Annotated in this window: 15 protein-coding genes and 3 pseudogenes; 13 read left to right on the top strand and 5 right to left on the bottom strand. The window is 67.9% G+C overall.

From position 1 onward, the window contains the following. Positions 1-64 precede the first annotated feature (64 nt). Positions 65-3,887, top strand: a pseudogene (locus ACHMWU_RS06665) (DNA-directed RNA polymerase subunit beta'). Between the two features lie 79 nt (positions 3,888-3,966). Here ACHMWU_RS06665 and ACHMWU_RS06660 read toward each other — a convergent pair. The 4 genes and pseudogenes from ACHMWU_RS06660 to ACHMWU_RS06645 form a co-directional block, all read right to left on the bottom strand. Next, positions 3,967-4,242, bottom strand: a complete 276-nt coding sequence (locus tag ACHMWU_RS06660) for a hypothetical protein (RefSeq protein ID WP_396042222.1) — start codon at positions 4,240-4,242, stop codon at positions 3,967-3,969. Between the two features lie 91 nt (positions 4,243-4,333). After that, positions 4,334-4,594, bottom strand: a pseudogene (locus ACHMWU_RS06655) (hypothetical protein); the annotation flags it as partial. Between the two features lie 127 nt (positions 4,595-4,721). Next, complete coding sequence (locus ACHMWU_RS06650) at positions 4,722-5,294, bottom strand: hypothetical protein (protein WP_396042220.1); 573 nt, start codon at positions 5,292-5,294, stop codon at positions 4,722-4,724. Continuing rightward, positions 5,246-5,851 (bottom strand): acyltransferase family protein, encoded by a 606-nt coding sequence (locus tag ACHMWU_RS06645; RefSeq protein ID WP_396042218.1) that lies wholly within the window; start codon positions 5,849-5,851, stop codon positions 5,246-5,248. Before ACHMWU_RS06645 ends, ACHMWU_RS06650 begins: the two co-directional genes overlap by 49 nt. Positions 5,852-5,926: 75 nt before the next feature. Here ACHMWU_RS06645 and ACHMWU_RS06640 point away from each other — a divergent pair, with 75 nt between their 5' ends. Both ACHMWU_RS06640 and ACHMWU_RS06635 read left to right on the top strand, forming a co-directional pair. Beyond that, positions 5,927-6,187 (top strand): NUDIX hydrolase, encoded by a 261-nt coding sequence (locus tag ACHMWU_RS06640; RefSeq protein WP_396042216.1) that lies wholly within the window; start codon positions 5,927-5,929, stop codon positions 6,185-6,187. A gap of 52 nt (positions 6,188-6,239) precedes the next feature. Beyond that, the gene (locus ACHMWU_RS06635) at positions 6,240-6,386 is read left to right on the top strand and encodes a hypothetical protein (protein ID WP_396042213.1); all 147 of its coding nucleotides are present in this window, start codon (positions 6,240-6,242) and stop codon (positions 6,384-6,386) included. On the opposite strand, the gene ACHMWU_RS06630 is transcribed toward ACHMWU_RS06635, so the two are convergent. After that, complete coding sequence (locus ACHMWU_RS06630) at positions 6,368-7,318, bottom strand: hypothetical protein (protein ID WP_396042211.1); 951 nt, start codon at positions 7,316-7,318, stop codon at positions 6,368-6,370. The two genes, ACHMWU_RS06635 and ACHMWU_RS06630, sit on opposite strands and share 19 nt — an antisense overlap. Here ACHMWU_RS06630 and ACHMWU_RS06625 point away from each other — a divergent pair. The 10 genes and pseudogenes from ACHMWU_RS06625 (at position 7,302) to ACHMWU_RS06580 (ending at position 13,274) form a co-directional block, all read left to right on the top strand. Next, entirely contained in the window at positions 7,302-7,550 is a 249-nt protein-coding gene (locus ACHMWU_RS06625; RefSeq protein WP_396042209.1) for a hypothetical protein, read from the top strand. The genes ACHMWU_RS06630 and ACHMWU_RS06625 overlap by 17 nt on opposite strands. Before the next feature lie 93 nt (positions 7,551-7,643). Continuing rightward, the gene (locus ACHMWU_RS06620) at positions 7,644-8,018 is read left to right on the top strand and encodes a GntR family transcriptional regulator (protein WP_396042207.1); all 375 of its coding nucleotides are present in this window, start codon (positions 7,644-7,646) and stop codon (positions 8,016-8,018) included. Next, positions 7,979-8,365, top strand: a complete 387-nt coding sequence (locus ACHMWU_RS06615; RefSeq protein ID WP_396042205.1) for an FCD domain-containing protein — start codon at positions 7,979-7,981, stop codon at positions 8,363-8,365. Before ACHMWU_RS06620 ends, ACHMWU_RS06615 begins: the two co-directional genes overlap by 40 nt. Before the next feature lie 51 nt (positions 8,366-8,416). Beyond that, on the top strand, positions 8,417-8,551 hold the full coding sequence (locus ACHMWU_RS06610) for a hypothetical protein (protein WP_396042203.1): 135 nt from the start codon (positions 8,417-8,419) through the stop codon (positions 8,549-8,551). Beyond that, entirely contained in the window at positions 8,539-9,168 is a 630-nt protein-coding gene (locus tag ACHMWU_RS06605) for an iron-containing alcohol dehydrogenase (protein ID WP_396042201.1), read from the top strand. The genes ACHMWU_RS06610 and ACHMWU_RS06605 overlap by 13 nt, the downstream gene beginning before the upstream one ends. A 5-nt stretch (positions 9,169-9,173) precedes the next feature. Then, positions 9,174-9,704: an iron-containing alcohol dehydrogenase gene (locus ACHMWU_RS06600; protein ID WP_396042199.1), complete on the top strand. Its 531-nt coding sequence runs from the start codon at positions 9,174-9,176 to the stop codon at positions 9,702-9,704. A gap of 3 nt (positions 9,705-9,707) precedes the next feature. Then, positions 9,708-10,192 (top strand): annotated as a pseudogene (locus tag ACHMWU_RS06595) (FAD-binding oxidoreductase); the annotation flags it as partial. A 253-nt stretch (positions 10,193-10,445) separates the two neighbouring features. Beyond that, entirely contained in the window at positions 10,446-11,123 is a 678-nt protein-coding gene (locus ACHMWU_RS06590) for an FAD-binding oxidoreductase (RefSeq protein WP_396042197.1), read from the top strand. Between the two features lie 367 nt (positions 11,124-11,490). Next, positions 11,491-12,195: a (Fe-S)-binding protein gene (locus tag ACHMWU_RS06585; protein ID WP_396042195.1), complete on the top strand. Its 705-nt coding sequence runs from the start codon at positions 11,491-11,493 to the stop codon at positions 12,193-12,195. After that, entirely contained in the window at positions 12,159-13,274 is a 1,116-nt protein-coding gene (locus tag ACHMWU_RS06580; protein ID WP_396042193.1) for a maleylpyruvate isomerase family mycothiol-dependent enzyme, read from the top strand. Before ACHMWU_RS06585 ends, ACHMWU_RS06580 begins: the two co-directional genes overlap by 37 nt. The last annotated feature ends 20 nt before the right edge of the window (positions 13,275-13,294 follow it).

The raw sequence follows: 13,294 nt of genomic DNA, 5'->3' as shown, positions 1-13,294 counted from the left end.
CCCCTCGCACCTCAGATCTGAATCCACTCTTAGCAAGAACCTCTGAAAGGGAAAGAAGACCAACGTGCTCGACGTGAACTTCTTCGATCAAATCCGGATCGGTCTCGCGACCGCCGACGACATCCGCGGATGGTCGTTCGGCGAGGTCAAGAAGCCCGAGACGATCAACTACCGCACGCTCAAGCCCGAGCGTGACGGCCTCTTCTGCGAGAAGATCTTCGGTCCCACCCCGGGACTGGGAGTGCTACTGCGGCAAGTACAAGCGCGTGCGCTTCAAGGGCATCATCTGCGAGCGCTGTGGCGTTGAGGTCACCCGCTCCAAGGTGCGCCGTGAGCGCATGGGTCACATCGAGCTTGCCGCTCCTGTCACCCACATCTGGTACTTCAAGGGCGTCCCGTCGCGCTTGGGCTACCTGCTCGACCTGGCACCGAAGGACCTCGAGAAGGTCATCTACTTCGCCGCCTACATGATCACCAAGGTCGACGAGGATGCTCGACACAACGATCTGTCGAGCCTCGAGGCCAAGATCCAGATGGAGCGTCAGCAGCTCGAGAGCCGCCGCGACAACGAGGTCAACGAGCGCATGCAGAAGCTCGAAGAGGATCTCGCCTCGCTCGAGGCCGAAGGCGCCAAGGCCGACGCCAAGCGCAAGGTCAAGGACTCGGCCGAGCGTGAGGCCAAGCAGCGTCGTGACCGCGCCCAGCGCGAGATCGACCGCCTCGACGAGGTGTGGAGCCGCTTCAAGAACCTCAAGGTCCAGGACCTCGAGGGCGACGCTGCTCTACCGCGAGATGACGTACCGCTTCGGCAAGTACTTCGAGGGCTACATGGGCGCTGCGGCGATCCAGAAGCGCCTCCAGGACTTCGACCTCGACGCCGAGCAGGAAGCTCCTCAAGGAGATCATCGCGACCGGCAAGGGTCAGAAGAAGACCCGTGCGCTCAAGCGTCTCAAGGTCGTCGAAGCCTTCCGTGGCAGCAACAACGCCCCCGAGGGCATGGTCCTCGAGGCCGTTCCGGTGATCCCGCCGGAGCTGCCGTCCCATGGTTCAGCTCGACGGTGGACGTTTCGCGACGTCCGACCTCAACGACCTGTACCGCCGCGTGATCAACCGCAACAACCGACTCAAGCGTCTGCTCGACCTCGGTGCGCCGGAGATCATCGTCAACAACGAGAAGCGCATGCTTCAGGAGGCCGTCGACTCGCTGTTCGACAACGGCCGTCGTGGCCGTCCGGTCACCGGTCCGGGCAACCGTCCGTTGAAGTCGATCTCCGACATGCTCAAGGGCAAGCAGGGACGTTTCCGTCAGAACCTGCTCGGCAAGCGCGTCGACTACTCGGGCCGTTCGGTCATCGTCGTCGGCCCGCAGCTCGAAGCCCGCACCAGTGCGGTCTGCCCAAGCAGATGGCGCTCGAGCTGTTCAAGCCGTTCGTCATGAAGCGTCTGGTCGATCTCAACCACGCGCAGAACATCAAGAGCGCCAAGCGCATGGTCGAGCGTGCTCGTCCGGTCGTGTGGGACGTCCTCGAAGAGGTCATCACCGAGCACCCCGTGCTGCTCAACCGTGCACCCACGCTGCACCGTCTGGGCATCCAGGCGTTCGAGCCGCAGCTCATCGAGGGCAAGGCCATCCAGATCCACCCGCTCGTCTGCTCGGCGTTCAACGCCGACTTCGATGGTGACCAGATGGCCGTGCACCTGCCGCTGAGCGCGGAGGCGCAGGCCGAGGCCCGCGTCCTGATGTTGTCGACCAACAACATCCTCAAGCCGTCCGACGGTCGTCCCGTGACCATGCCTACGCAGGACATGATCATCGGTCTGTACTTCCTGACGCTCGAGCGTGAGGGACACATCGGCAGCGGTCGCGGCTTCAGCTCGGTCGCCGAGGCGATGATGGCCTTCGAGCAGAAGTCGATCTCGCTGCAGAGCCACGTCAAGATCCGCATCGGCAAGGAGACGCTCGACACGACTCTGGGTCGCGCGATCTTCAACGAGGCGCTGCCGGACGACTACCCGTTCGTCAACCACCAGGTCGGCAAGAACCAGCTGGGCGTCATCGTCAACGACCTGGCCGAGCGTTACTCCAAGGTCGACGTCGCCAACGCGCTCGACAACCTCAAGGACACCGGCTTCCACTGGGGCACCCGCTCCGGCGTGACCGTGTCGATCGAGGATGTCGTCACGCCGCCGCGCAAGCAGGAGATCCTCGGTGGTTACGAGACTCAGGCTGCCAAGGTGCAGACGCAGTTCGACCGCGGTCTGATCACCGAGGACGAGCGTCGCCAGGAGCTCATCGAGATCTGGACCCAGGCCACGGCCGAGGTCACCGAGGAGATGCTGAAGGGCTTCACCGAGGACAACCCGATCTGGATGATGGTCGACTCGGGTGCTCGAGGCAACATGATGCAGGTGCGTCAGATCGCCGGCATGCGTGGCCTCGTGGCCAACCCGAAGGGCGAGATCATTCCTCGCCCGATCAAGGCCAACTTCCGTGAAGGTCTGTCGGTCGTCGAGTACTTCATCGCGACGCACGGCGCTCGTAAGGGCCTGGCCGACACGGCTCTTCGTACGGCTGACTCCGGCTACCTGACTCGTCGACTCGTCGACGTCAGCCAGGACGTCATCATCCGTGAAGAGGACTGTGGCACCGAGCGTGGACTCAAGCAGGTCATCGCCACCAAGCTCGACGACGGTCGTCTGACCGCTGCCGAGAACGTGGAGACGGCTGCCTACTCCCGCACGTCGGCCACCGATGTCACCAACGCCGCCGGCGACGTGCTGATCGAGGCCGGAGGCGAGCTCGGCGACGTCGAGATCGCCAACCTCATCGCCGAGGGCGTCGAGGAGATCAAGGTCCGCACCGTCCTGACCTGTGAGGCCAAGGCCGGCACGTGTGCCAAGTGCTACGGCCGTTCGCTGGCCACCGGCAAGCTCGTCGACATCGGTGAGGCCGTCGGTACCATCGCGGCCCAGTCGATCGGTGAGCCCGGAACGCGAGCCCACGATGCGTACCTTCCACACCGGTGGTGTGGCCGGTGACGACATCACGCACGGTCTGCCGCGCGTCGTGGAGCTGTTCGAAGCACGTCAGCCCAAGGGCAAGGCGCCGATCACCGAATCGGCCGGTCGCGTCGTCATCGACGACTCCGACAAGACCCGCAAGCTCGTCGTGACTCCGGACGACGGCTCCGAGCCGCTCGAGTACCCGGTCACCAAGCGTGCCCGCCTCCTGATCCAGGACGGCGATCATGTCGAGGTCGGTCAGATGCTGACGCACGGCACGCCCGATCCGCAGGAAGTTCTGCGCATCCTCGGTGTCCGTCGTGCGCAGGAGCACCTGGTCGATCAGGTGCAGGAGGTCTACCGCTCGCAGGGCGTGGCCATCCACGACAAGCACATCGAGATCATCGTGCGCCAGATGCTGCGTCGGGTCACGGTCATCGAGCAGGGCGATGCCCAGCTTATCCCCGGTGACCTGGTCGACCGTTCGGTGTTCGAGGAAGAGAACCGTCGCGTCGTGGCCGAGGGTGGCACGCCCGCCTCCGGCCGTCCGGTCCTGATGGGTATCACGAAGGCCTCGCTGGCCGTCGAGTCCTGGCTGTCGGCCGCCTCCTTCCAGGAGACGACCCGCGTCCTGACCGATGCTGCGATCCACGGCAAGTCCGACTCGCTGCGTGGTCTGAAGGAGAACATCATCATCGGCAAGCTCATCCCGGCGGGTACCGGTCTCGACCGTTACCGCAACATCCGGGTCGAGCCCACCGAAGAGGCACGTCAGGCCGCCTATGCCGTCACCGGCTACGGCGACTACGACTACGGCTTCGGTGGCGCCGAGAGCACCTCGGTGCAGATCGACGACTTCGACTTCACGTCGTACGACAGCTGAGCTGATCTGAGAAGGCCCTCCGACCGTCTGACGGTCGGAGGGCCTTCGTCGTGCGGGGCCGCGCAGTGGTCGGTCTCGGCTACTGCTCCAGGATGCGGTGGAGCTGCTCGGCCGACGACGTGGCTGACGACGGCTTCTCGTAGAACGTACGGTGAGTCTCTGACGGTGCCTGTCCGGCGCTGCCAGCGGCATTGCAGATCTCGTCCTCCGCGACGCACAGGCTGATCGCGACAGGACGAAGGTCGACCGGAAGGGGCGTCCCGGCACCGAGGCGTCCGTTGCGGGTCGCCTCGGCACCTCCGTACGTCCAGTGGGCGATCGAGTCCTGGGCGTTGCGGCGCGGATCGGCGATCATCGCGATCACTCCGACGCGCGATGTTGCCGCGGTGGGGGAGCTCGAGCGCCGCGGCGTGGACCACTTGTGCGCCCTCGCTGAAACCGATGAGGGCGAACCGGCTGTCGGGGCATCGGTCGGACAGGGTGCTGAGCCGGTCGACGAGCAGCTGGGCGCCGTCAGCGACCCGGGCAAGATAGCCGTCCTGGGTGGCAGTCGCCGCGGCGTCGTACCGGATGGCCACGATGCGGGTCGAGTCGCCGTTGGCTGCGTTCTGCAGGGCTGCGAGCCGTTCTGCGGTGACCCGCACCTCGGTGCCGACTCCGCGGTTCTTGTCGACGTCCTGGGTCTGTCCTCGGGCGCCGAGCGCAATGAGGTCAGCACAGCCTGACGAGACGAGCGTCGGCTTGCTGCTGGCAGCCGGCGAGGTCCCCGACGGGCGGTCGGAGCAGCCGTCACCAGGAGCACGCTGGCAAGTGTCAGGGCAGCCAGCCGCACCGTCACGGACTGGGGGTAGGAGTCGGTGGCTGGGTCTGAGCCTGGGTCTGGGGCTGGGTCTTCAGCTCGCTGACCGGAACCCGGACCGAAGGTGGCTCGGCCTCGCGGAACAGCCAGGTCAGCTTCGGCTCGAAGATGGGGCGGAACACCGTTGCCACGGGCTTGGTCATCAGCAGGTTCGCCAGGATGATCGCGCCCACCGTGAAGATGACGACCGACATGGCGCCGTACTGCTCCATGTGCTGCCACAGGTCGAACTCGCGGTCGAGCAGGATGATGACGTAGCCGTGAAGCAGGTAGCAGTAGAACGTGCGACCGCCGAGCACTGTCGTGATGGAACGAGAGCGCGGGATCAACGACAGGGTCGCGAACGTCAGGACCGCACCGAGCAGCAGCAGGCTGCCGCGGGTGGCCATGCCGTCCCACGGGCCGGCATCCAACGGCGGCTCGGAGTAGCGGTCCTTCCACAGCAGCCAGCGGGTGATCCACTCGCCGGAGTACATCTGGCACACGATGAACGAGACGATCAGCGTGATCGCCGAGAGGATGCGGATCCGCCAGTCGCCGAGCCGCATGAACAGCGACGGTTCATGTGCAGGCCGATGACCCAGAACGGCAGCAGCGCGAGCACCTTGGGCAGCGCGAGGACGTTGGGGATCTCGATCAGACCGGCCAGCAGCGAGATCACGATCGACGTCGTGATGGGGTACTTCAGGGCCCGCCAGATCGGCGTCGTGATGCGCCAGATGAACAGCGCGGCCAGGAACCAGCCGATCCACTGCGGCGACAAGATCATGAGCGTCTTCGGCTCGCCGTCGTAGTGCCGGGTGATGAGCTGAAGGCTGGTCTCGACGATCAGGTAGGGGACGATCAGCGTGCTGACGATGCGCCGGATCTGCCGGAAGTCGCCGATGTAGTGCCGTGCGGTGTAGCCCGAGATCAGGATGAAGAACGGCATGTGGAACGAGTAGATCCAGGTGTACACGCCGTGGGCGGAGTCCATGACGACGTACTCGGTCAGGCTGTGGCCGATCACGACGAGCAGCATGACCCAGTAGCGGGCGTTGTCGAGATAGGCCACCCGCTCCTTGGGCGGAGCTGTGGCTACAGGCAGCGGGTCGAGGGCACTCATCGCCTTCGACTCTAATAGCCTTGACCTACTTCGACCTGTGGAGACCCAGTGCAAGACCCATCCGATGGAGGACGTGTGCACGAGCCGTCCCGCACCCAGCGTCTCGGCGCCTATGCCGTGGTCCTGCGTGACGACAAGATCCTGCTGACCAGGATCTCGCCTCAGGGCTATCCGGCCGGCACCTGGACGCTGCCTGGGGGCGGTGTCGATCACGGCGAGTCGCCCAACGAGGCGGTGCTGCGCGAGCTTACGAGGAGGCCGGGCTGCGAGCCATGTCAGCGCGCCTCGTCGACGTCCACGACATCCACATCGTGGCCCAGGGGCGTGGAGACATGACGAGGACTATCACGGGGTCCATCTGCTGTACGCGGTCGACGTCGAGCCCGGTGTGGACCCGCACGTCGTCGAGGTGGACGGCACGACCGATGTCGCCCGATGGGTGCCGGTCGCTGACGTGGGCGTCACGGTCGCGCCGATCCTGCCGATGGTCGAGCACGTGCTGGCCCGCCAGGGGCACTACGCCGCCGGGATGTAGAAGAACGCGGTGTAGTTGCCTCGGGCCGACAGTACGTAGACCGCACGCGCGGTCGAGCCGTCCTTGGTGCGGACGGAGTAGGTCGTGCTGACCGAGTTGAGGTCTTCCACGACGTCCTTGCGGGGTGTGCGCTGAGGGTTGTTGGCCACGACGAACTGCTCGGCCAGCTGGTCCGCGTCGGCCGAGCTGGCATTGGTGGTGACGGCGAACGGCGTCGCGAAGCCGCTGAGCAGCAACGTCGAGTCGGTCGGCAGGGTCCACCCGTTGACCAGAGGCGTGTCGAGCGGGGCGTCCTCGTCCATCTTGGGCCACAGCAGGCCAGACGTGTCGCTGGTCGACTTGACGTCGGCCACGTCGGACAGGGAGCCGGTGTCAGAGCCGAGCTGGTCGGTGCGGGGGTCGCCGACGGCATCGACCGTGGCTCCATGACCGGGCGGGTCAGGGCGGCCGGAGGGGAGGTGCGGGTCGCGAGCTCGCCGGGATCGACGGTCAGCCTGATCCGGATCTCGCGCTTGTCGTCGGTCATGCCCCGCACCGACACGGCGCAGCCGGTGATGCGCCGGTCCTTGGACTGGCAGTGGGTCGCAAGGTTGTCGAGATCGAGGTTCGCGGTCGGGACGGCTGCGTTGATCTGGGCCAGCATCTGACGGAAGACGTCGGTCGGGTCGCCGTCGATGCGCATCAGCGAGATCGACGTGTCGGGCCGCGGCGCGTCCTCGATGAGCTTGAAGCTGTCGGGGCTGGGACGCGTCGTCGGCTCGGGCGTCGGCGTGGGGGGAGGGGGTGCCGTTGGCCTCGTCCTCGGCGACCTTGTCGGCGTCTTCTGCAGCCTTCTGCGCCTCGGCGGCGGCCAGCTCGGGCTGGTAGGCGGCGATGAGCCGGGCACTGCGGTAGCGGAACAACGGGCCGAGCTGGGTGGCGCCGCGGGGCACGTACAGCCCGTACGTGATGGGGCTCTCGGGGCCCGACTCGTGCTCGGAGAGGTCGGGTGCCTTGGTCGAGGCCGGGGTCGAGTCGGGCGTCGGCTTGGCCGTCGCGCCGTCCTTCGGAGTCTCTTCGCTGGTGCAGGCGGACGTCGCCGTCAGGAGCGCGGCAGCGATCGCGAACGAGATGACCCCGAGACTTCATGTGTTCCCCTTGCGTGACGTGTTCGGCTGCCTGTGACTGAGCCACGTCAATGTGACGGTCTCTCGCGCACCAACACCACACGATATCGTTTCGCACCAAGCCACCTGAAGCAGACGGAGAACCAGCCCGATGGCACGCATCTCGACGACGGACCGGGTGTTCTCGAGCCTGCGCGAATCGATCGTCTCGGGGGAGTTCCCGGCCGGCTCGCTGCACTCGATCTACCGTCTGGCCGATCTCCTCGAGGTCTCGCGGACGCCGGTCCGTGACGCCGTGCTGCGGCTCGCCGACCTGGGCCTGGTCACGATCGAGCGCAATCGCGGCGTGCGCATCCGAGGTGTCTCGGTCGCTGACGTCAGGGCTGCCTTCGAGCTTCGCCTGATGCTGGAGGTGCCGGCCGCGGCGCTCGCTGCCAGGCATGCCGACGCCACGACGGTCGAGGCAGTCACCCAGAGCTGTCGGCGATGCGGGAGTGCGCGGCCCGTGCCGATGAGTCGGGTCTGATGGAGCACGATCGACGGCTTCATCACGCGATCGCGGCTGTCATGAACAATCCCCGCCTGCAGACCGAGCTCACGACGTTGAGCGACTCGATCCAGGCCCGCGGGGTGCTCACGATCGACCGGTCGCGGGGCATGGTCGACGTGGCCGAGGAGCACTCGCCGATCGTCGAGGCCATTGTGCAGCGCGATCCCGATGCTGCGGCAGCTCGCATGGAGGAGCACCTGGTGCACACTGCGACCTTGCTCATGCGGCAGGTCGCCACCGAGGGTGTCGACGTCGTCGATCCGTCGTGGGCGCGGGATCTCGTCCGCTACATCGGGGTGCCGGGCGGGTCGGACTTGCGATAGCCGTCCAGCAGTAGCATGCTAGTGCTGACCAGTGCGGCGTGAGGAGCCAAGATGTGGGGACATGAACCGCAACGACCCGAGACGGTGTTCACGTACGGAGCACCCGGGCTCAAGTTCGGCGCAGGCGCTCGCCACGAGCCGCCCACGACCTGGCCCAGCTCGACGCCCGCCGCGTGCTGCTGGTGACAGATCCGGGCGTGGCCGCGACCGGCGCTCCCGACGAGATCGCCGACTCCCTGCGCGCCGCCTCGATCGAGACCGTCGTCTTCGCTGACAGCCGGGTCGAGCCCACCGACCAGAGCCTCGAAGCAGCCATCTCGTTCGCTCGGTCAGCCGGACCGTTCGACGTCATCGTCGCGGTCGGCGGAGGCAGCGCCATCGACACCGCCAAAGCGGTCAACCTCCTGACGACCAACGACGGAGAGCTGCTCGACTACGTCAACGCACCCGTCGGCCAGGGGAGGGCACCCGAGAAGCAGCTGCTTCCGCTGATCGCCGTGCCGACCACGACGGGCACCGGCAGCGAGAGCACCACGATCTGCGTGCTCGACGTCGTGAGCCAGCACGTCAAGACCGGCATCTCGCACGCGCGCCTGCGCCCGACGCTCGCAGTCGTCGACCCCGAGCTGACCGTGACCCAGCCGGCGGGAGTCACCGCCGCGTCCGGGCTCGACATCCTGTGCCATGCGCTCGAGAGCACACGGCCCGTCCGTTCCAGTCGTACGAACGCAAGCAGGCCGACGAGCGGGTGCCGTACTGCGGCGCCAACCCGATCGCCGACATGTGGTCCGAGAAGGCCCTGAGCCTCATGTCGGCTTCGTTCCGAACGGCCGTGCACGACGGCGACGACCTCGCGGCCCGGACCGAGGTCGCGATGGCCGCGACCTTCGCCGGACTCGGATTCGGCAACGCCGGGGTGCACATCCCGCACGCGAACGCCTACCCCATCGCCGGGCAGGTGCGCGACTTCCGGCCGACCGGCTACGACGCCGACCACGCGATGGTGCCGCACGGCATGGCCGTCTCCCTGACGGCTCCGGCGGCCTTCCGGTTCACCTTCGACGCCTCGCCCGAACGTCACGTCCGTGCCGCCGAGCTGCTGGCGCCGGGCGCGACCCGTCCCGACGACCCGGCCGACTTCCTGCCCCAGGTGCTCGCCGGCATCATGCGCGACGTCGGGATCCCGTCCGGCATCGCCGAGGTCGGCTTCGGCGCCGGCGACGTCGACGCGCTCGTCGACGGTGCCATGAAGCAGCAGCGCCTGCTGGCGACGGCGCCCCGCACCGTGACCGAGGACGACATCGCCTCGATCCTGAACGACTCACTGGAAAATTGGTAAGCAGTGACCACGACGCTTGAACCCGTGACGAGAGATGTTGTCGCTGAGCTGCGCAGGCTCGGCGTCGCCGACGTCGACGACTCGACGACCACCCGGGCGCTCTACAGCACCGACGCATCGCTGTACCGGGTCGTGCCGCAGGTCGTGGTGCGGCCGCGCAGCACCGACGAGGTGCTCGCCACGATCGAGGCCTGCCGCACGGCTGGCGTGCCACTGACGTCGCGAGGTGCCGGCACCTCGATCGCCGGCAACGCGATCGGCACCGGGGTCGTGATGGACTTCAGCAAGTACCTCAACACGGTCCACTCGGTCGACCCCGAAGCCAGGGTCGCGACCGTCGACCCGGCGTCGTCCACGCGGCGCTGCAGAAGACCGCAGGGCCCCACGGGCTGCGCTTCGGGCCCGATCCCTCGACCCACACCCGCTGCACGATCGGCGGGATGATCGGCAACAACGCCTGCGGACACCGGGCACTCGGCTACGGGCGCAGCGCCGACAACGTCGCCGGACTGCACATCGCCACGATGGCCGGCGAAGAGCTGCACCTGGCCCGCGGAAGCGTCACCCAGTCGCCGACGCTCGACGCGCTCAAGACCGTGATCGGGCAAGAGCCGCCGTGGTCCGCACCGAGTTCGGCCGGTTCACCCGACAGGTCTCGGGCTACAGCCTCGAGCACCTGTTGCCCGAGAAGGGCTTCGACGTCGGGCGTTCCTGTCAGGCACCGAAGGCACGCTGGCCGTCATGCTCGGTGCGACGGTCGACCTCGTCCCGGTGCCGCCGCACCGCCACCTCGTCGTGCTGGGCTACCCGACGATGGCCGATGCCGCCGACGACGTCATGGCGATCCTGCCGTTCGAGCCGACGACGTGCGAGGGCCTCGGTGCGCGGATCGTCGAGGTCTACCAGCTGGCCAAGGGCCCCGGCTCCGTTCCTGACCTGCCGCCCGGTGGGGGATTCCTGTACGTCGAGCTGTCGGGCGACGACCCGGCCGAGCTGGCCGACCGCGGGGCCCGGGTCGCCGCCGCATCGGGCGCGCTGGGGCACCGTCACGTCACCTCGATCAGCGAGCAGGCGGTGCTGTGGCGCATCCGCGAGGAAGGTGCCGGCCTGGCCGCCCGCGCCCTCGAGCGTCCGGCTCTAGCCGGTTGGGAAGATGCTGCCGTGCCGCCCGAGCGACTCGGCGCCTACCTGCGCGAGTTCGAGGCCCTGATGCAGCAGCACGGCGTGCACGGCGTGCCGTTCGGCCACTTCGGCGACGGCTGCGTGCACGTCCGCATCGACTTCCCGCTCGACGAGCCCGGCGGACATGCCGGGTTCAGGTCGTTCCTGACCGACGCTGCCACGCTGGCGGCCTCACATGGCGGCTCGTTCTCCGGCGAGCACGGCGACGGACGGGCCCGCTCCGAGTCCTGCCGTTGATGTACTCGACCGAAGCGGTCGAGCTGTTCAGCCGGATCAAGCACGTCTTCGACCCCGACGACCTGCTCAACCCCGGTGTCCTGGTGCGACCCGCTGCGGTCGACGCCGATCTGCGCGGCTCCGGCCGCGGCCTGGTCGACGCCAAGCTGGGCCTGCGCCTGCTGCACGACGACGGTGACTTCGGTGCGGCCGTGCACCGGTGCACCGGTGTCGGCAAGTGCATTGCCGACAACCGGGGTTCCAACGGTGTCATGTGCCCGTCCTTCCAGGCGACACGCAACGAGAAGGACTCGACGCGCGGCCGGGCCCGGGTGCTGCAGGAGATGATCGACGGCCGCCTCGTGAAGGGTGGCTTCAGGTCCCCGAGGTGCACGAAGCGCTCGACCTGTGCCTGTCGTGCAAGGGGTGCGCCAGCGACTGCCCGACCGGCACGGACATGGCGACCTACAAGTCCGAGGTGCTGCACCAGTCGTACAAGGGACGTATCCGACCGCGCAGCCACTACATCTTGGGACGGCTCCCGTTCTGGGCGCGGGTCACGTCGCCGATCGCCTGGCTGGCCAACCTCGGCCTGCGGACGCCCGGTGTCCGCTCGATCGCCCGCTGGGCCGCTGGAGTCGACCAGCGCCGCAGCCTGCCGATGTTCGCGACCCGTCGCTTCACCCGGACTGCACGGCCCGTCCTGCAGGCAGGCAGGCCCAAGGTCGTGGTGTGGGCCGACTCGTTCACGGAGTACTTCTCGACCGAGGGTGGTCAGGCGGCATTGCGGGTGCTCGACACGGCGGGCTACGACGTCGAGGTGCTCCGACGTCCGCAGTGCTGCGGACTGACCTGGATCACGACCGGGCAGCTCGACACCGCACGCGACATGATCCGCCGGGCGGTCGAGCAGCTGCACCCGTACGTCGCTGCCGGAGTGCCCGTCGTCGGCCTCGAGCCGTCCTGCCTCTCGGTGCTGCGCTCGGACGCCGTCGAGCTGATCGACGACCCGCGCGCGGTCGACGTCGCCCAAGGCGTCTTCACCCTCGCCGCAGGTTGCAGCGCACCGAAGGGTGGCAGCCGCCTGACCTGACGGGGACGACGCTGGTCGTCCAGCCGCACTGCCACCAGTCGTCGATCCTGGGCTTCGAGGCCGACATGGCCATCATGACCGCGACTGGCGCGTCGATCGACCGCCTCTCGGGGTGCTGCGGACTGGCCGGCAACTTCGGTGTCGAGCAGGGGCACTACGAGGTGTCGGTCGCCGTGGCCGAGCGGCGAGCCGTGCCGGCGATCCGTAACGCCCCGGCCGGCGCCGTCGTCGTGGCAGATGGCTTCTCGTGCCGCACCCAGCTCGACGACCTGGCTGACCTGTCGGCGTTGCACCTCGCCAGCTCCTGGACCTCACGCCGAAGGACACCCCCTGATGGACCACGTGCACGAGGCTGGAGGTCGCGACGTCGCGCTTCGCCGAGCTGCGTGCGGCTCGGCACCGGCGACGAGCCGGTCCCGGCCTGCCCCGGCTGGACGGTGCGCGACCTCGCCGAACATCTCGGGGGAGTGCACCGGTGGGCTGCGGCGATCGTGCTGAGCGGACAACGTCTCGCCCCGCCGCGACCGCTCGTCGAGGACCCCGTCGACCGCTGGTACGCGGGCACCGCCCAGGCGCTGCTGGCCGCCCTGAGGGCCGTCAGCCCCGCTGAAGAGGTGCCCAACTTCACCCGGATGGGCGAGACCGCGGCGTTCTGGCCGCGCCGCCAGATGCACCAGACGCTGGTCCACGCCGTCGATGCCGCCCAGGCGCTCGGCCGGGACGAAGCCGACTGGACGGTCGCCCCCGCCATCGCCGCCGACGGGATCGACGAGGTGCTCCAGGTCTTCTTCCCCCGGATGACGGCCCGTGGAACCCGCCCGACGTGGGCTCCCGCATCAGGTTGCAGGCGACCGACCTCGACCAGTCGTGGATCATCGGACCGGGCAGCGGTGACACCGGGACGCCTGTCCAGCTGCACGCCTCGCTGCAGGCCGATGCGCAGGCGTCCGGCACGGCCTGCGAGCTCTACCTCGCACTGTGGCATCGCGTCGACGTCGAGCGGCTCGACTTCGACGGGCGTCACGCGCAGGCCCTGTTCGAGGGCCCCACGACGCCCTGAGCAGTCAACCGCGGTGTGAGTTTGACCGAGCAATTTGTA

The organism is Aeromicrobium sp. UC242_57 (assembly GCF_044452305.1).
GTDB lineage: Bacteria > Actinomycetota > Actinomycetes > Propionibacteriales > Nocardioidaceae > Aeromicrobium.
Note: the sequence above shows the minus strand (reverse complement) of the source record. Positions and strands in the feature narration are given on the sequence as shown.